This is a genomic window from Nonomuraea sp. NPDC001636 (assembly GCF_040298265.1).
Classification (GTDB): Bacteria; Actinomycetota; Actinomycetes; order Streptosporangiales; family Streptosporangiaceae; genus Nonomuraea.
This window is the reverse complement of sequence record NZ_JBEOZT010000053.1, coordinates 1-16,559: the sequence shown is the minus strand read 5'-3', so window position 1 is coordinate 16,559 and position 16,559 is coordinate 1. Positions and strand designations below refer to the sequence as shown.

The following is a 16,559-nucleotide window of genomic DNA, read 5'->3' as shown; positions in this document are numbered from 1 at the left end:
CCGGTTGTCCCGCCCGGCGCAATTAGGGGCATGTTGGAGCGGTGACACCGAGTGAACGGTCGCATCGCTTTCCTCACCGAATGCCCACTTACCATGCTTCTTACACCTTTAGAAAAGGCCGGCTTCCTCCTCGTCGGGAAGCGGTTTGATGAGATCCGGCCCATTGTTCCGGACATTATTGACATCAGTAGAAACGGGATACGCCGCCAGCCTCCCGGCCTCCGCGGGCACCAGGAGTCGTGAGGCGCGCTCGGTGTCGGTGAGTCCCGGGTCGAGCCAGTCGGCCCAGCGGTCGCGCTCGATCATCATCGGCATCCTGTCGTGGATGCGGCCGAGCTGGTCCTCGGCGTCCGTGGTGATGACCGTGCAGGTCACCAGCCACTTGAGCGGGTCGTCGTCGTCGCGGGTGCGGTCCTTCCAGAACTCGTACAGGCCGGCCATGGCCAGCACGCCGCCGTCGGCCGGGTGGATGAAGTACGGCTGCTTCTTCTTCTCGCCCTCGACGGCCATCCACTCGAAGTAGCCGTCGGCCGGGATCAGGCATCTGCGCTTGGCGAACGCCTGCCGGAACGACGGCTTCTCGGCCAGCGTCTCGGCCCTGGCGTTGATCAGCCGGGAGCCGATCGACGGGTCCTTGGCCCAGACGGGCACCAGACCCCACCTGACGATCCTGAGCTGCCGGACCGCGTGCTCGTCCTCCTTGGAGGACCGGCTCATGACCGCGTAGACGTTCTTGGTGGGGGCGACGTTGTAGTCGGCGCCCAGTTCCTTGTCGGGCTCGCCGTCGAGCTCGACCTGGAACTCCTCCAGCAGCTCGTGCTTCTTGCGCGCCGAGGCGTATCTACCGCACATGTCCCCACATTGCCATACGCCGGGGTGACGCTCGCGGCTTCGCCTCCGGCCGGGGCGGCCCGGCTCGGCGGAAGGGCGACGCGTCGTCCACAGGCCGTGAACGCGCCGTACCAGGGCCAGTAGGCTTTGGACATGCCCGCTCAGCACTGGCCCGCGCCGACGGCCGACACGCCCGTCAACGCCTCCGTCCGCCTGCCCGGCTCCAAGTCCGTCACCAACCGGGCGCTGCTGCTCGCCGCGCTGGCCGACGGTCCGGGCGTCGTCCGCCAGGCGCTGCGCAGCCGCGACGCCGACCTCATGGTCTCGGCCCTGCGCGCGCTCGGCGCCACGCTGACGGCCGTGCGCGAGACCACCGACGCGGTCGACTGGGAGGTGACGCCGGGCCCGGTCCGCGGCGGCGCGCGCATCGACGCCGGGCTGGCGGGCACGGTCATGCGGTTCGTCCCGCCGATGGCGGCGCTGGCCGACGGCCCGGTCTTCTTCGACGGCGACCCCTACGCCCGCAGGCGTCCGATGGGCCCGATCCTCGACGCCCTGCGCGCGCTCGGGGCGCGCATCGACAACGACGCGCTCCCGTTCACCATCGCCGGCCCGCTGACCGGCGGCGAGGTCACGATCGACGCCTCCGGCTCCTCGCAGTTCGTCTCGGGGCTGATGCTGACGGCGGCGCGGTTCGCGAAGGGCGTGACGATCCGGCACGTCGGCCCGCCGGTGCCCTCCCAGCCGCACATCGAGATGACCGTCCACATGCTGCGCGAGGCCGGGGTCAAGGTCGACGACACCGAGCGCGACGTGTGGCGGGTCGAGCCGGGCCCGATCGCGGCCAGGGACATGACGGTCGAGCCCGACCTGTCCAACGCGGCGCCGTTCCTGGCCGCCGCGCTGGTCACGGGCGGCACGGTCACGGTCCCCGGCTGGCCGGCGGAGACCACCCAGCCGGGCGACGCGCTGCGCGGCCTGCTCACCACCATGGGCGCCACGGTGACCCGCGACGGCGCCGACCTGGTCGTCACCGGCACGGGCGAGGTCAAGGGCCTCGACGCCGACCTCCATGAGGTGGGCGAGCTGACCCCCACGATCGCCGCGCTGGCCGCCCTGGCCACCACGCCGAGCCGCATCCGCGGGGTCGGCCACCTGCGCGGCCACGAGACCGACCGGCTGGCCGCGCTGGCCACCGAGATCAACGCCCTCGGCGGCGACGCGGAGGAGACGGCCGACGGCCTGCTCATCCGTCCCCGCCCGCTGCACGGCGGCGTGTTCCACAGCTACGACGACCACCGCATGGCCACGGCCGGGGCCGTGATCGGCCTCGCCGTGCCGGGCGTGGAGGTGGAGAACATCGCGACGACCGCCAAGACGTTGCCCGAGTTCGTCCAGATGTGGGCGGCGATGCTGGAGTCCCGATGAGCGGCGATGATCGCGCGTTTCACGGCAGGCGGCGCGGGCACTTCGCAGGAGGGTCCGGCGTGAGAGGAAGCGAGCGCATGGGAGCGGACCGCTGAGAAAGCGGGAGTACGACGAGGACGACGTACGGGTCAGGCCGGGCAAGGGCTCGCGCCCGCGCACCCGCATCCGTCCCGCGCACGAGGACGCCGTGGAGGGCTTCGTGGTCGCCGTCGACCGGGGCCGCTACACCACCCTGGTCGAGCCCGACCGCGGCCACAAGCGCAAGCAGCAGCAGCGCCGGCTCGTGGTCGCCATGAAGGCCCGCGAGCTGGGCCGCAAGGGCATCGTGGTCGGCGACCGGGTGGCCCTGGTCGGCGACGTGTCGGGCCGCCCCGACACGCTGGCCAGGGTGGTCCGCGTGGAGCCGCGCACCTCGATGTTGCGCCGCTCGGCCGACGACACCGACGACACCGACGGCATCGAGCGCCCGGTCGTGGCCAACGCCGACCAGCTCGTGATCGTCACGGCGCTGGCCGACCCGCCGCCCCGGCCCCGGATGATCGACCGGATCCTGGTGGCGGCCTTCGACGCCGGGATCGACGCCCTGCTCTGCCTGACCAAGTCCGACCTCGCCCCGCCCGACGAGCTGGTCGCCCTGTACGAGCCGCTGGGCGTGCCGCACATCGTGGTCCACAAGGGCGGCTCCCTCGACGAGCTGCGCGACCACCTGGCCGGCCGCATCAGCGTGCTGGTGGGCCATTCGGGCGTGGGCAAGTCCACCCTGGTCAACGCCCTGGTGCCCGACGCCAACCGCGCGGTCTCGCACGTCAACGCGGTCACCGGCCGGGGCCGGCACACCTCCACCTCGGCCGTCGCGCTGGAGCTGCCCGAGGGCGGCTGGATCATCGACACGCCGGGGGTGCGCAGCTTCGGCCTGGCCCACGTGTCGGTCGAGACCGTGCTGGCCGCCTTCCCCGACCTGGTGGAGGGCACGGTCACCTGCCCGAAGGGCTGCACCCACCTCGGCGACGGCTGCGCGCTCGACGCCTGGGCGGCCGCGGGCAACGCCGACCCGGCCCGCCTGGAGTCGCTGCGCCGCCTGCTGTCCAGCCGCGAGGGCGCCCCCGACGAGCCCGCCCCCTGATCACCGGCCGTTCAGGGGCGGTTGGGGCGCAGCGTCCAGGTGACGGTGAGGCTGGAGACCAGGGTGCCGGCCGCGTCGCGCACGTCGACCAGCACGTCGAAGACGGGCCGCTCGCCGGCGTCCAGCTTGCCGACGACCTCCTGCCTTGAGGCGGCCACGCGCGCCTCGGCCCGCACCTCGCCCAAGGCCACCTTCCGGAACTCGATGGTCGCCGTCGTGGGCAGCGGCACGCTGCGGCTGAGCTGGTCGCCGAACCTGGACAGCACCGCCGCGCCCGACGCCGACTCGGCCAGGGTGAACAGCGTGCCCGCGTGCGGCCCGGCCACGTGGTTGTGCAGCTCGGGCCGGTCGGGCAGCCGGCATTCCGCCCGGCCGTCCTCGACCGCGTCGAACACGATCCCCAGCGTCCGGGCGAAGGGAACGGTTTCGAGAAGGAAGGCACCTACATCAGTGGACATAGGAGACATGTTACTGGTCAGTAGGCGAAAAGGGAGTTACCAGAAAAGGGTTGCCGGTGACTGATGCCCGGCACGACCGACGCGATAGCGTGGCTGACCGTGCAGGGTTACAACGACGATCTACGCCTCGCTCACGTCATGGCGGACGCCGCCGACGACCTGACCATGCGGCGCTTCAAGGCGGTCGACCTCAAGGTCGAGACCAAGCCCGACCTGACGCCGGTCAGCGACGCCGACCGCGCCGTCGAGGAGGCCATCCGCGGCACGCTGCGCCGGGCCCGGCCGCGCGACGCGGTGGTGGGCGAGGAGTTCGGCAGGACCGGGTGGGGAGCCCGGTCGTGGATCATCGACCCCATCGACGGCACCAAGAACTACGTGCGCGGCGTGCCCGTGTGGGCCACGCTGATCGCGCTCATGGAGTACGGCAAGGTCGTCGTCGGCCTGGTGTCGGCGCCCGCGCTCGGCCGTCGCTGGTGGGCGGCCACCGGCGGCGGCGCCTGGACCGGCAAGAGCCTGGCGAAGGCCACCAGGATGAGCGTCTCCTCGGTCACCGCGCTGGAGGACGCCTCCTTCTCCTACTCCAGCTTCGGCGGCTGGGAGGAGCTCGGCAAGCTGGACAACTTCCTCGACCTCGGCCGCGCCTGCTGGCGCACCCGCGCGTACGGCGACTTCTGGTCGCACATGATGGTCGCCGAGGGCTCGGCCGACGTGTCCGCCGAACCGGAGCTGTCGCCCTGGGACATGGCGGCCCTCACCGTGATCGTCGAGGAGGCCGGCGGCGTCTGGACCGACCTCGCCGGCGTGCGCGGCCTGGAGGGCGGCAGCCTGGTCTGCACGAACGGCGCCCTCCACGACGAGGTGCTCAACCGGCTCAACGGCACCACGATCACCTCCTGACGGCCCGCTTCAGGCCGTCTCGAAGTCGGTGCACAACCATCGGTGGCCGTGCCGCTCTAGCCGTACGGCCAGCACGTGGCTGCGCTCGCCGCAGTGCACCAGCACGCACATCTCGACGGCCCCGTCCCTCGGCTCCTTGACGTGCGGGCTCCCGACGAACGGCGGCCGGTCGGCGGAGATCATCCGCCCGGCCCTGACGAGGTCGCGGTAGGCCCCGCCGGTGAGCCGGTCGGCCACCGACTCCGGCGGGCGGCGGCCCGTCAGCACCTCGGCCAGCGCCTGCCCGAGCTGGCGCAGCCTGCGTTCGTCGGGCCGGGCTCCGGGCGGGCCCCAGACCAGCGGGGTCAGGGCCAGTGCGCCGTGCGTGGAGTCGTCCGCCATGCGCCCTCCAATTGACTCAGGGGGAAGAAGGAAACGCCTTAATGAGTTTTCGGCCGGGGCCGCCGGATACGAAATCCGCCAACTTTACCCGGCCGCCGTCCTCTTTCCTCCCCTTGGGCGGAGAATTGCATCGCGGGGCTGGATCCCCTATTTCTTTATCGGTTGTTCAGAGCGACAACACCCGGGCGACCGCATTCATCAATGAGTCGCGGTAGGAGGCTCCGTACAGCACCACGTGCACCAGCAGCGGATGGAGCTGGTGCAGCGGCACCCGCGCCCGCCACCCCGGCGCGAGCGGGAACTCCTCCTGGTACGCCCCCATCACCCGATCCAGGTACGGCAGCCCGAACAGGGCGAGCATGGCCAGATCGGTCTCCCGGTGCCCGCCGTGGGCCGCCGGATCGATCAGCACCCCGGTGCCGCCGGACCACAGCACGTTCCCGCTCCACAGATCCCCGTGGACGCGGGCGGGCGGCTCCGGCGGCCCGGCCACCTCGGCGAACCGGGTCACGGCCCGCTCGACCAGCCTCACGTCCGCGGCCGGCAGCCGCGCCCGGCGCAGGAACGGCAACACCCGCCGGGAGGCGTAGAAGGACGGCCAGTCGCCGTCGGGCGAATTGTCCATGGGCAGCTCGGCGATGAACCCCGGCCAGGGCGCGCCGAACCCGACCGCCCCGGCGCGGTGCAGACGGGCCAGGTCACGGCCGAACCGCAGGGCCGCCTCGGCGGTGGGCGCCTCCTGCGGCACCCACGACAACACCAGCCGGTCGGGACCCGCCTCCACGACCTCGGGCACGGTGATCGCCTCGCCCAGCCAGCGCAACCCGGCGGCCTCGGAGGCGAACATGTCGGAGGCGGGACCGATCTTGGCGAACACCTGCCGCCCGTCCTCCAGCACGCCGCGCTGCAGCCGCCACCCGTGGGAGGAGCCGAGGTCCTCAGTCGATCTCATCGGCGATGTGCGCGGCCACGCCCTTGGCGGCCGTCTCCAGCATGGTCAGCACCTCCTCGAAACCCTCGCGGCCACCGTAGTAGGGGTCGGGCACCTCGGCGCCGTCCGGCGCGCCGGGGTCGAACGAGCGGAACAGGCGCACCTCGACGCCGGCGGGCGCCAGGCGGCGCAGGTTGGCCGCGTTGTCGCGGTCCATCGCCAGCACCAGGTCGTAGCGGTCGAACCAGTCCCGGGTGAACTGCCTGGCGCGGTGGGCGGCGCCGTCGTAGCCGTGCTCGGCCAGGATGCCCAGCGCCCGCTCGTCCATCGGATCGCCGGCGTGCCAGCCGCCGGTGCCCGCGCTCTCGACGACGACCCGGCCGCCGAGCCCGCGCTCCTCCAGGGTCCGGCGGAGCACCACTTCCGCCATCGGGGAACGGCAGATGTTGCCCATGCACACGAGACACACGCGATAGCTCATGTATCCCATCTTCGCTGGTCAAATTGATGGAGACGACCAGGCGCGTTCACCGAACGTTCACCCTTGTTGGGGGGTCTGAGTCACTTTGCCTGCATAACTTCATGGACGACTAAGGACCAAGTGAGGGGAACCCAACCGTGAAGTATGCAGGCCGGCTCGCCGCCGTCGCCGTCGTCGGCGCGCTCTCGCTCGCTGCGTGCGGCACAGACAACAACAGCTCCGGGGGCACGACCGCCACCAGCTCCGCCGGCGCTCCCGCCGCGGGCAACGACAACGGCCTGAGCGGCACCATCAACGCCGCCGGCTCGTCGGCCCAGGCCAACGCGATCGACCAGTGGAAGAAGGACTTCCAGGCCAAGAACTCGGGCGTGAGCCTGAACTACCAGCCGAGCGGTTCGGGTGCCGGTGTGCAGTCGTTCATCGCGGGCACGGTCGACTTCGCGGGTTCGGACTCCGCTCTCAAGGACGACAAGGGCGAGCCCGCCCAGGCCGACGCCCGGTGCAAGACCGGCAAGGCCATCAACATCCCGATGGTGACCGGCCCGGTCGCGGTGGTCTACAACCTCCCCGGCGTGGACGGCCTGCAGCTGTCGCCCAAGACCATCGGCGGCATCTTCGACAGCAAGATCACCAAGTGGGACGACGCGGCCATCAAGGCCGACAACCCCGACGCCAAGCTCCCGTCCACGCCGATCTCGGCCTTCCACCGCTCGGACGAGTCGGGCACCAGCGACAACTTCACCAAGTTCCTCAAGGCGACCGCCGGCTGGCCGTACGAGCCCGCCAAGGCCTGGCCCGCCGAGGCCAAGGGCCAGGGCGCCAAGGGCTCGGACCAGGTCGCGGCCAGCGTCAAGAGCACCGAGGGCTCCATCGGCTACGTCGAGCTCTCCTTCGCCGAGAACTCCCAGCTCAGCAAGGCCAAGGTGGCCAACGGCTCCGGCGAGTTCGTCGAGCTGACCGCCGACAGCGCGGCCAAGACGGTCGAGACCGCCGAGATCACCGGCACCGGCAACGACCTGAAGCTGAGCATCGACTACGCCACCAAGACGGCGGGCGCGTACCCGATCGTGCTGGTGACGTACGAGATCACCTGCGAGAAGGGCCTCGCGCCCGAGCAGGCCAAGCTCGTCAAGGAGTTCCTCACCTACACCTCCAGCGACGAGGGCCAGGCCGCGCTGAAGGACCTCGGCTACGCCCCGCTCGCGGGCGAGCTGCTCACCAAGGTCCGCACCGCCGTCGGCGCGATCTCCTAGCACAGCATGACGACCAACGTTCGTACCCGTGGGGGCGGGCCGGCCACGCGCCGGTCCGCCTCGCGGCGCAGCCATGGTGAAGGCCCCTTCAAGTTCGTCTCCACCGGTGCCGGCGTGCTGCTGCTGGGGATCATGGCGGCCATCGCCGTGTTCCTCATCAGCGAGGCCGTCCCGGCCCTGCAGGCGAACAAGGGCAACTTCTTCACCGACCTGATCTGGGAGCCCAACGGCAGCCAGGTCTTCGGCATCGGCGCGCTGGCCTTCGGCACCGTCCTCAGCTCGGCGATCGCGCTGGTCATCGCCACCCCCATCGCGGTGGGCGTGGCGCTGTTCATCTCCCACTACGCGCCCCGCCGCCTGGCCGGGCCGCTCGGCTACCTGGTCGACCTGCTGGCCGCCGTGCCCAGCGTCGTCTACGGCCTGTGGGGCGTGACGTTCCTGGTGCCGCTGCTGCGCACGCCGTCGCAGTGGCTCAACGAGCACCTCGGCTGGTTCCCGCTGTTCTCCGGCGAGGGGGCCATCGGCGGGAAGACCATGCTCGCCGGCGGCATCGTTCTGGCGATCATGATCCTGCCGATCATCGCGGCCATCTCGCGCGAGGTCTTCCTCCAGGCCCCGAAGATGAACGAGGAGGCGGCCCTGGCGCTCGGCGCCACCCGCTGGGAGATGATCAGGATGGCCGTGCTGCCGTTCGGCCGGCCCGGCGTCATCAGCGCCGCCATGCTCGGCCTCGGCCGCGCGATGGGCGAGACCATCGCGGTCGCGCTGATCTTCCCGGCCACCTTCGACATCAGCTTCGAGATCCTCACCCCGCACGCCAACAGCATCGCGGCCAACATCGCCAACGGCTTCGGCGAGGCCACGCAGGTCGGCCGGGGCGCGCTGATCGCCTCCGGTCTGGTGCTGTTCGTCATCACGCTGCTGGTCAACATGGGCGCACGCATGGTGATCAACCGGCGCAAGGAGTTCAGGGCGGTGGGGGCATGACCATCCAGCACATCTCGACCAGCCGCCGGATCAAGGACAGGTTCGTCCAGGGGCTGGTCTACCTGGCGTTCGCGCTGGCCGTGGTGCCGCTCGTCTCGGTCCTCTGGCTGGTGATCTCGAACGGCCTGGCCCGCTTCGACCTGGAGTTCCTCACCCACTCGATGCGGAACATCGGCGCCCGCGACGTCGGCGGCGGCGCCTACCACGCCATCGTCGGCACGTTGGAGCAGGTCCTGCTGGCCTCGCTCATCTCGGTCCCGATCGGCCTGTTCACCGCCATCTACCTGGTCGAGTACGGCCACGGCGGCCGCCTGAGCCGGGCCATCAGCTTCTTCGTGGACGTCATGACCGGCGTCCCTTCCGTCGTTTCCGGCCTGTTCATCCTCGCCTTCTGGGTGCTCTTCCTGGGCAACCCGTTCTCCGGCTTCGCCGGCGCGCTGGCGCTGTCGATCCTGATGATGCCGACCGTGGTCAGATCGGCCGAGGAGATGCTCCGACTGGTGCCGGGCGACCTGCGCGAAGCCTCGTACGCGCTGGGCGTGGCCAAGTGGCGCACGATCCTGAAGGTCGTGCTGCCGACCGCGTTCACCGGCATCGTCACCGGCGTCATGCTGGCCGTCGCCCGCGTGGCCGGCGAGACCGCGCCGCTGCTGCTCACGGTGTTCTTCACCGACTCCATCAACAACGATCCGTTCAGCGGGCCGCAGATGGGCCTTCCGCTCTTCGTCTTCGACCAGGCGGCCCGTCCCAACGACACCGCCATCGACCGCGCCTGGGCCGGAGCCCTCACGCTGATCCTGATCGTCATGCTGCTCAACCTGGTGGCGCGCCTGATCGCCTGGTGGCGCAGGCCCGCCAGGGGCCGATAGGGGGTAACCGCCACAATGTCCAAGCAGATCCAGGTCTCGGGCCTCGACGCGTACTACGGGTCGCACAAGGCGATCGAGGACGTGTCGATGACCATCGAGCCGCGCTCGATCACCGCGTTCATCGGCCCGTCCGGATGCGGCAAGTCGACGTTCCTGCGCACGCTCAACCGCATGCACGAGGTGATCCCCGGCGCCCGCGTCGAGGGCAAGGTCATGCTCGACGGCGAGGACCTGTACGCCCCCACCGTCGAGCCCGTCTCGGTCCGGCGCATGGTCGGCATGGTCTTCCAGCGCCCCAACCCGTTCCCCACCATGTCGATCTACGAGAACGTGGCCGCCGGGCTCCGCCTCAACGGCCGGGTCGGCAAGTCCACCCTCGACGGCATCGTGGAGGAGTCGCTGAAGGGCGCCAACCTCTGGAACGAGGTCAAGGACCGGTTGAACAAGCCCGGCGCCGGCCTGTCCGGCGGTCAGCAGCAGCGTCTGTGCATCGCCCGCGCGATCGCGGTCAAGCCGCAGGTCCTGCTCATGGACGAGCCGTGCTCGGCGCTCGACCCGATCTCGACGCTGGCCATCGAGGACCTGATGGCCCAGCTCAAGGAAGAGTTCACGATCGTGATCGTGACCCACAACATGCAGCAGGCCGCCCGGGTCAGCGACCGGACCGCGTTCTTCAACCTGGCCGCCCAGGGCAAGCCCGGCAAGGTCATCGAGATGGACGAGACCTCCCGCATGTTCACCAACCCTTCGGAGAAGGCAACAGAGGACTACATCACGGGACGCTTCGGCTGATGACCCCACAGCAGGCGGCATCCACGATGAACGGGGACACGCGGACCAAGCCCGTACTGCTCATCGCCGACCCCGACGACGCCGTGGTCGACGACCTGGCCACGGCGCTGGAGCGCGAGGGCGTGGCCGTCACCGGCGCGCCGGACGGCGCCCAAGGGCTGCTCCAGGCGGGGGCGCTGCAGCCCGACGTGGTGCTCGTGTCGGCCACGCTCCCGGTCATCGACGCGGTCGACTTCGTCCGCGCGGTACGGCTCGCGCGAGCCGTGCCCGTCCTGCTCGGCGTCGGCGAGGGGAACGCCGAGCAGGCCGTACGCGCGCTCGCGGCGGGGGCGGCGGCCTGCGTGGCCCGGCCGTACCGGGTGCCGGAACTGCTGCCGTTCATCCAGGCGGCCTCCCCCGAATCCCGCAAGGTCCTGGCCGTCGGCGGCGTCGAACTGGACGTCCAGGCCTACCAGGTACGCGTCGAGGGCCGCGTCGTGCACCTCCCGCTGCGCGAGTTCGAGCTGCTGCAGTACCTGATGCGCAACGCCGACCGCACGGTCACCCGTGAGCAGATCATGCGGCACGTGTGGCACGCCGCCGCGACCACGTCGACGAACACGATCGCGGTGCACGTCAAACGGCTGCGCGCGCGCCTCGGCGACAACGACGACCAGCTCATCCAGACCGTGCGCGGCGTCGGCTACCGGCTGGTCACGCCGGGCACCTCCGGAAGTCCCGCATGATCCGCGCGGCGACGCCCTCGACGGTCGCGATGCCGTCTCCCACCTCGGCGCTGCCCTCGGTGAGGACGGCGACCGCGTAGTCGTGGCCGCGGCCCCGGATCAGCCCCACGCTGACCGTGGCCCAGCGCCCGTTGGAGACGCGCTTCAGCCAGCCGTTCTTCAGACGTACGCGCTCGCCCGCGCAGGCCGCGGCGGAGACGCCCCAGTCCTGGCCGCGGACGACCGCGCCCATCAGTTTGAGCACCTGCGCGCGCTCCTTCGCCTTGAGCGGGCTCTTCCCGGACACCAGCGCCTTCATCAGGCGGACCTGGTCGTCCACCGACGTCTCGGTGATGCCCCAGCAGTAGAGGTCGACGCAGTCCCCAGGGACGCCCTTGGTGTGCTTGAGCCCGAACCTCCTGCCGGCCTCGGTGAAGCCCGCCGCGCCGCCGATCCGCAACCACAGGCGGTCGGCCGCGTGGTTGTCGCTGTAGCGGATCATGAGCTCGGCGTCGCGCCTGACGGACTCGGGCAGCCTGCGCCACGGTCTCCCGAGCAGCAGCGCCATCAGGATCTGGACCTTGGCCGTGCTGGCGGTGATCAGCCGTTCGCCCGGGTGGTAGCGGTAGACGCGGCCCGTCGTCAGATCCTTGACCATGGCCGTGACCGGGCCCGGCCGGCCCGCCAGGAAGCGGTCGAGCCGCTCGGTGATCCTCTTGGCCGGAACGGGTTTCACGGCCTTCTTCTTGGCCGGGACGGTTTGCACGGCCTTCGGTTTCTTGGCCGGGACCGTTACGGCGATCGCCGGGGGGCCGAGGTGGTGCGGCAGGCGTACCGGCCCGGGCGCGGCACGCACGGTCACCGGCTCCGGGGCCACGTGCGCGCTCACCGTTCCCGGCACCACCACGTGCGCGCTCACCGCCCCCGGCGCCGGGTGCGTGGGCAGTGCCGCTCCCGCGGCGGTGTCCGGGGCGAGCAGCGGCGGCAGGAGGGCGAGCGCGATGGCCAGCCGTGGAAGCGTCCGCACGCTGCCCGCGATCATGCGGTGAATTATCACGAAAAATGGCAACACCGCGCTACGAGTAGCCGGAAAACATCTTCACCTACTCACCACTCCACAAAGAACCCGACCACCCCGAAGACTCGCGATGTGGCCACTGGTACGATTCCCCTCTTTCGGGGTTTGTCAGCACTCTCGGGGCAAATGTGACAACGGGGCCGAGTTTTCCGCAGTATCAGGGGCAACAGCAGCAGCAACAGTGGCCGGCCATGCAGCCGCCGCCACCACCTCCTCCATCTACTCCTCCTCCACCTAGGCGCCGGACCGGCTTCTGGGTCACCATGGGCATCGTCTCGCTCGTGGTGGCGGTCGCCGTGGGCGCCGGCGTCGGTCTCGTCCTGCGCACCCGCATCAACGGCGCCCAGGACCCGCTGCGCCGCCAGGAGGCGTCCGGCAAGAGCGACCCGAACGCCGTGATCGTCACCGACCAGGAGATCGAGAAGCTGGTCTACGAGCACGGCAAGGCGCTGAGCAGCGGGAACGCCGACGCGTTCACCTCGATCTTCGACAAGGGCAACGCGGCGCTCGTCCGCGACCAGCGCAAGGTGTTCACGAACCTGCGCAAGGTGCCGCTCAGCGAGGCGTCGTACAAGGTGATGCGTCGCGAGGGCCGGGCCGAGGACAGCTTCGGGCGGGCCCTGAAGTTCACCCAGGACGTCGCGTTCGTCCACCGGTTCGCCGGCATCGACCTGCGGCCGGTCTCGGAGTGGTACCGCTGGACGCTGGAGAAGGCGTCCAAGGACGCGCCACTGGTCGTCACCAAGGTGGACGGCGCGCCGCCACCCATGGTGACCGAGGGCAGCAAGTCCGTGTACTACCCGGGCCCTTGGGACATCTGGCCCGACATCACCGTGGTCCGCGCGGGCGCCAGCATCGTCCTGTCCCGTCCCCAGGACGCGGCCATGGCCAGGCGCGTCGCCCCGGTGGTCGCCAACGCGGCGAAGAAGAATCTGGACTTCTGGAAACGCAACGGCGACGCCACCGCGCCCGTGCCGGCCGGGTTCGCGGTCGCGCTGGTCGAGGGGCAGAACCAGCTCGGCAACCTGTTCCGCAAGGAGAAGGCGCACGAAGCGGGCGTGTCCATCCCCATGCTCGCCTGGGCCTCCCTGGGCGACGACGTCAAGGTCGGCGGCACCCGGGTGGTCATGGACACCACCACGTCCTTCTTCCGGTCGTCCGAGGGCATCCTGGAGATCAGTACGCACGAGCTGGCCCACTCCCTGCTGGCCGGGCTGGACAGCGCCGACTTCTCCCTCTTCGGCAAGCCCAACTGGGTCATCGAGGGCTTCGCCGAGTACTCCGCCAACCGCGGCCACCCCATCAACCAGAACATCCGCTTCCAGGAAGGCCGCGCCTATGTGGCCGGCCGCCTCAGCACCCGCTTCTCGGGCCAGCTCCCCGACAACCCGTCGTGGGACTCCAACGGCATGACGAACGTGCACTACCTGATGGGACACCTGGCCATGCGCTACATCGCCCAGCAGTACGGCGAGCAGAAGCTGACCAGCGCGGTGATCGCGGCCTACCGGGCCAAGGGCGACGACAGCGAGGCGGCACTGTTCAAGGTGCTGGGCGTGAGCAAGGCGGACTTCGAACGGCAGTGGGCGTCGTACGTCCGCGGGCAGCTGGCCTGAACGGGGAACAACCATGACCGACCACTCCAACACCCCACCCGGCCCGTACGGCTCCCCACCCCCCAACCCGTACGGCCAGCCGGCTCCCAACCCCGGCGCCTACCCTCCACCCGCGCAGCCCTGGCCCCAGAGCCCGGCCGCGTACCCGCCCGCGGGCTACCCGCAACCGGCCGCGGTCCCGCCCGCCAACCCTTACGCTCCTTCTCCTGGCGCGTATGCCCCGCCAACGGGCAACCCAGCCGCATACCCGCCGCCATCCGGCAACCAACCCACATACCCGCCGCCCATGGGCAACCAGCCCACATACCCGCCGAACCCGCCCTCCCCCGGCGCACCCTCGCCCTACGGCCAACCCCCGCAGCCCCCCGCACCCGGCAGCGGCACACCGTACGGCGGCCAGCCCGCACCCCCGCAGCACAGCCCCCGGCCCAAGTGGAAGACCGCCCTGCTGGCCACCGGCGCGGCCGTGGTCCTCCTCTCCGTCAGCACGGGCACCGCCTGGTTCGTGGCGACCACCGGAACGACCGGCGGCGGCATCACCGCATTCGGCGACGGAGGCGGCGACGGGGCAGAATGGGACGTCCCCCTCCCCAACGCCGGAAGCTGGGACTTCACCACCGCCCTGGCCTTCGGCAGCTGGCTGACCGACAAGGTCGTCATCCGTGCCCAGAAGGACGGCGTCCTCGCCTACGACCTGGCGTCCGGAAAACGTTCCTGGGGCATCCCCTCGCCGGGCGCCCAGCTCTGCGGCGCCACCCCGGACCTGTCCGGCGGCAAGGCCGCCATCGCGTACGGCAGCAGCAACTCCTGCGACCACCTGGCCGGCATCGACGCCACCACGGGCAAGCTCACCTGGAAGATCAAGATCCCGGCCGAGAAGTCCACCCTCGCCAACTCCATCAACGTCCCCCGCATCATGAGCGCCGACGGCGTGGCCGTCACCGAGCTGGACGACGCGGTGGTCGCCTACCGCCTCTCCGACGGCCACAAGCTGTGGAGCGCCGCCGCGTCCCCCGACGACGGCTGCCATATCAAGGACATCAACACCGCCCCCACCCGGGTCGCCGTCATCCTCGACTGCACCTTCAGAGGCGGCACCCGCCTCCAGTATCTCGACCCGAAGACCGGCAAGATCACCAAGCAGGCCACGCTGGGCCAGCTCAGCCTCATGACCAGCCTTCTGTCAGCCTCTCCCGCCATCATCCGCAGCGAGTCCGGCGGCCAGAACAGCTTCACGGTCTACTCCGACGCCGCCACCAAGGTGACCGAGTTCAAGACCCCCGAGGTGGACATGCTCGCCATGAACACCGTGGCCATGGTCAACGGCCTGTTCGAACAACACCGCTACGCCATCCACGGCGACCGCCTCTACCTGGCCACGTTCCCGGAGAACGTCCCGCAGAGCATGCGCTCCCGCAACAAGGCCCTCGCCTACGACCTGAAGACCGGCAAGCAGCTGTGGGTATCGTCCGGCACCCAGGACACGATCCTCACCTACGTCCGCGCCGACGACCAGGGCCTGCTGGCCGTCGAAACCGGCGACCGCCGCGACCTGGCCCCCCGCCTCATCCGCCTGGACGCCGCCACCGGCAAGACCGCCGAACTGGCCACCCTCCCCCAGAAGTACGGCACCGAGGCCGAAAAGGCCCGCGTCTTCGAACGCAACGGCGTAGTGATCACCGTCCCCTGGACCTCCGTAGCCACCAGATACGCCGTCACCTACGTCAACACCAAAGCCAACTGACCCTCACCCCCAGAAGGGCCCCACGCACCCAACGTGAGGGCCCTTCTCGCATTTCACCTTTACAAGCCCGTGCCACCCCAGCCCTCCCCCTCAAGCCCCACCATCCCCTCAGCCCCGCTGCCGCCACTCCCAATCCTCATCCGCTCCCACTCGACAACCACCGCCGGGCCCGGACCACCTCTTACAGTCACCGTCACCCAACACGCTCTCCTCAGGACGGGCTCTCTTCAGAACCCCAGTTCCTGACGTCCTCGGCTCGTTCCCGCCAGCAGAATCACTCACGAGCCCACAACCCGCGCCTCACCCACGCAACCCGCCACCCGCAGAGCCCTGCTGATCTGGGACCGCCACCGCAGGGGGCATCCGGCTGAACAACCAGGCTCCCCCACTGACTGCCACTGAGAATCACATCAGCCCCAACCCCACTGCTCCCACCAGCAGGGCCAACCCAGCGCACTCCATTAATCAACGGCGCATTGAAGCCAGCCCGCCCCCGAGCCCCGCGCTTGGCCAGCTGAGATGCCCCGAAAGCCGGACAGGCCTAGAGGTGCGGCGACATTCCGGAGATGCCGGGTGTATGCCGCGAATACATCACGTGCCTGACGGCACTGAAGCCAATCTGCGGTCGCGACACTAGCGCCACCTCGCGCAACCATGGTGAGGGTCAACTTTCAGCGGAGGCGTAGGGCCAGCTTCAAAGACGGCGCTAGAGAAGCCTCGGTCCAGAGGCCGGACACGAACCACCCCCTGCGTCTCCTGCGAGGCGCGGTCAGCTACGCCCTCTCAGCCTCCTGCGAGGCGCGGTCAGCTACGCCCTCTCAGCCTCCGTCGAAGTTGGGCGGGCCACGACCCCTAAGTCTCCTTCGAAGTCGGCCGGCTCGGACTGACCAGAGGCGGAACTGACTGGAATCCACCGAAAGCGGTACCCGCCCCTTGCAACAGCGCACCCCCGAGCCGGACCACCGGCCCACGGGTCCACCGTGCCT

At 70.3% G+C, this 16,559-nt stretch carries 16 protein-coding genes; 10 read left to right on the top strand and 6 right to left on the bottom strand.

The window, feature by feature from the left end:
• Positions 1-108 precede the first annotated feature (108 nt).
• Complete coding sequence (locus tag ABT158_RS49140; protein ID WP_352366054.1) at positions 109-852, bottom strand: SOS response-associated peptidase; 744 nt, start codon at positions 850-852, stop codon at positions 109-111.
• A 132-nt stretch (positions 853-984) separates the two neighbouring features.
• On the opposite strand from ABT158_RS49140, the gene aroA reads away from it, so the two are divergent.
• Together aroA and rsgA are read left to right on the top strand one after the other, a co-directional pair.
• Complete coding sequence (gene aroA, locus ABT158_RS49135; RefSeq protein ID WP_352366052.1) at positions 985-2,259, top strand: 3-phosphoshikimate 1-carboxyvinyltransferase; 1,275 nt, start codon at positions 985-987, stop codon at positions 2,257-2,259.
• Between the two features lie 91 nt (positions 2,260-2,350).
• A complete protein-coding gene (rsgA, locus tag ABT158_RS49130; RefSeq protein WP_352366092.1) occupies positions 2,351-3,382 on the top strand; it encodes a ribosome small subunit-dependent GTPase A in 1,032 nt (343 codons plus the stop codon).
• Positions 3,383-3,393: 11 nt separating this feature from the next.
• Here the strand turns inward: rsgA and ABT158_RS49125 are convergent, their stop codons facing one another.
• Positions 3,394-3,849 (bottom strand): DUF4442 domain-containing protein, encoded by a 456-nt coding sequence (locus tag ABT158_RS49125; protein ID WP_352366050.1) that lies wholly within the window; start codon positions 3,847-3,849, stop codon positions 3,394-3,396.
• A gap of 54 nt (positions 3,850-3,903) precedes the next feature.
• Here ABT158_RS49125 and hisN point away from each other — a divergent pair, with 54 nt between their 5' ends.
• A complete protein-coding gene (gene hisN / locus ABT158_RS49120; protein ID WP_502911633.1) occupies positions 3,904-4,737 on the top strand; it encodes a histidinol-phosphatase in 834 nt (277 codons plus the stop codon).
• 9 nt (positions 4,738-4,746) lie between these two features.
• Here the strand turns inward: hisN and ABT158_RS49115 are convergent, their stop codons facing one another.
• The 3 genes from ABT158_RS49115 to ABT158_RS49105 all read right to left on the bottom strand — a co-directional run bounded on the left by ABT158_RS49115 (position 4,747) and on the right by ABT158_RS49105 (position 6,530).
• Positions 4,747-5,118, bottom strand: coding sequence for an Rv3235 family protein (locus ABT158_RS49115; RefSeq protein ID WP_352366048.1), 372 nt, complete (start codon positions 5,116-5,118; stop codon positions 4,747-4,749).
• A gap of 166 nt (positions 5,119-5,284) precedes the next feature.
• Positions 5,285-6,070 carry a fructosamine kinase family protein gene (locus ABT158_RS49110; protein ID WP_352366046.1) on the bottom strand — a complete coding sequence of 262 codons (786 nt, stop codon included), beginning with the start codon at positions 6,068-6,070 and terminating at the stop codon, positions 5,285-5,287.
• The gene (locus ABT158_RS49105; RefSeq protein ID WP_352322870.1) at positions 6,057-6,530 is read right to left on the bottom strand and encodes a low molecular weight protein-tyrosine-phosphatase; all 474 of its coding nucleotides are present in this window, start codon (positions 6,528-6,530) and stop codon (positions 6,057-6,059) included. The genes ABT158_RS49110 and ABT158_RS49105 overlap by 14 nt, the downstream gene beginning before the upstream one ends.
• Before the next feature lie 137 nt (positions 6,531-6,667).
• On the opposite strand from ABT158_RS49105, the gene pstS reads away from it, so the two are divergent.
• From pstS to ABT158_RS49080, 5 genes are read left to right on the top strand one after another with little or no spacing between them, the layout of a single operon-like run.
• The gene (gene pstS / locus ABT158_RS49100; protein WP_352366043.1) at positions 6,668-7,783 is read left to right on the top strand and encodes a phosphate ABC transporter substrate-binding protein PstS; all 1,116 of its coding nucleotides are present in this window, start codon (positions 6,668-6,670) and stop codon (positions 7,781-7,783) included.
• Between the two features lie 6 nt (positions 7,784-7,789).
• A complete protein-coding gene (pstC, locus tag ABT158_RS49095; RefSeq protein ID WP_352322868.1) occupies positions 7,790-8,770 on the top strand; it encodes a phosphate ABC transporter permease subunit PstC in 981 nt (326 codons plus the stop codon).
• Positions 8,767-9,639, top strand: coding sequence for a phosphate ABC transporter permease PstA (gene pstA / locus ABT158_RS49090; protein WP_352366041.1), 873 nt, complete (start codon positions 8,767-8,769; stop codon positions 9,637-9,639). Before pstC ends, pstA begins: the two co-directional genes overlap by 4 nt.
• Before the next feature lie 15 nt (positions 9,640-9,654).
• On the top strand, positions 9,655-10,431 hold the full coding sequence (pstB, locus tag ABT158_RS49085; protein WP_352322866.1) for a phosphate ABC transporter ATP-binding protein PstB: 777 nt from the start codon (positions 9,655-9,657) through the stop codon (positions 10,429-10,431).
• Positions 10,431-11,156 carry a winged helix-turn-helix transcriptional regulator gene (locus ABT158_RS49080; protein ID WP_352366039.1) on the top strand — a complete coding sequence of 242 codons (726 nt, stop codon included), beginning with the start codon at positions 10,431-10,433 and terminating at the stop codon, positions 11,154-11,156. The genes pstB and ABT158_RS49080 overlap by 1 nt, the downstream gene beginning before the upstream one ends.
• Here the strand turns inward: ABT158_RS49080 and ABT158_RS49075 are convergent.
• Positions 11,125-12,177: a serine hydrolase gene (locus tag ABT158_RS49075; RefSeq protein ID WP_352366037.1), complete on the bottom strand. Its 1,053-nt coding sequence runs from the start codon at positions 12,175-12,177 to the stop codon at positions 11,125-11,127. The genes ABT158_RS49080 and ABT158_RS49075 overlap by 32 nt on opposite strands.
• A gap of 299 nt (positions 12,178-12,476) precedes the next feature.
• Between ABT158_RS49075 and ABT158_RS49070 the strand changes: the two genes are divergently transcribed.
• Positions 12,477-13,829 carry a hypothetical protein gene (locus tag ABT158_RS49070; RefSeq protein WP_352366035.1) on the top strand — a complete coding sequence of 451 codons (1,353 nt, stop codon included), beginning with the start codon at positions 12,477-12,479 and terminating at the stop codon, positions 13,827-13,829.
• Positions 13,830-14,115: 286 nt separating this feature from the next.
• Positions 14,116-15,573 (top strand): outer membrane protein assembly factor BamB family protein, encoded by a 1,458-nt coding sequence (locus ABT158_RS49065; RefSeq protein WP_352366033.1) that lies wholly within the window; start codon positions 14,116-14,118, stop codon positions 15,571-15,573.
• The last annotated feature ends 986 nt before the right edge of the window (positions 15,574-16,559 follow it).

What these genes read in the sequence shown, in the direction of transcription:
- aroA (WP_352366052.1), top strand. Translation starts at nt 985, where the DNA reads ATGCCCGCTCAGCACTGGCCCGCGCCGACGGCCGACACGCCCGTCAAC.
- ABT158_RS49125 (WP_352366050.1), bottom strand. Translation starts at nt 3,849, where the DNA reads ATGTCTCCTATGTCCACTGATGTAGGTGCCTTCCTTCTCGAAACCGTT.
- ABT158_RS49105 (WP_352322870.1), bottom strand. Translation starts at nt 6,530, where the DNA reads ATGAGCTATCGCGTGTGTCTCGTGTGCATGGGCAACATCTGCCGTTCC.
- pstA (WP_352366041.1), top strand. Translation starts at nt 8,767, where the DNA reads ATGACCATCCAGCACATCTCGACCAGCCGCCGGATCAAGGACAGGTTC.
- ABT158_RS49070 (WP_352366035.1), top strand. Translation starts at nt 12,477, where the DNA reads ATGGGCATCGTCTCGCTCGTGGTGGCGGTCGCCGTGGGCGCCGGCGTC.
- ABT158_RS49115 (WP_352366048.1), bottom strand. Translation starts at nt 5,118, where the DNA reads ATGGCGGACGACTCCACGCACGGCGCACTGGCCCTGACCCCGCTGGTC.
- pstB (WP_352322866.1), top strand. Translation starts at nt 9,655, where the DNA reads ATGTCCAAGCAGATCCAGGTCTCGGGCCTCGACGCGTACTACGGGTCG.
- ABT158_RS49080 (WP_352366039.1), top strand. Translation starts at nt 10,431, where the DNA reads ATGACCCCACAGCAGGCGGCATCCACGATGAACGGGGACACGCGGACC.
- ABT158_RS49075 (WP_352366037.1), bottom strand. Translation starts at nt 12,177, where the DNA reads ATGATCGCGGGCAGCGTGCGGACGCTTCCACGGCTGGCCATCGCGCTC.
- pstC (WP_352322868.1), top strand. Translation starts at nt 7,790, where the DNA reads ATGACGACCAACGTTCGTACCCGTGGGGGCGGGCCGGCCACGCGCCGG.
- ABT158_RS49110 (WP_352366046.1), bottom strand. Translation starts at nt 6,070, where the DNA reads ATGAGATCGACTGAGGACCTCGGCTCCTCCCACGGGTGGCGGCTGCAG.
- ABT158_RS49140 (WP_352366054.1), bottom strand. Translation starts at nt 852, where the DNA reads ATGTGCGGTAGATACGCCTCGGCGCGCAAGAAGCACGAGCTGCTGGAG.
- ABT158_RS49065 (WP_352366033.1), top strand. Translation starts at nt 14,116, where the DNA reads ATGGGCAACCAGCCCACATACCCGCCGAACCCGCCCTCCCCCGGCGCA.
- hisN (WP_502911633.1), top strand. Translation starts at nt 3,904, where the DNA reads ATGCCCGGCACGACCGACGCGATAGCGTGGCTGACCGTGCAGGGTTAC.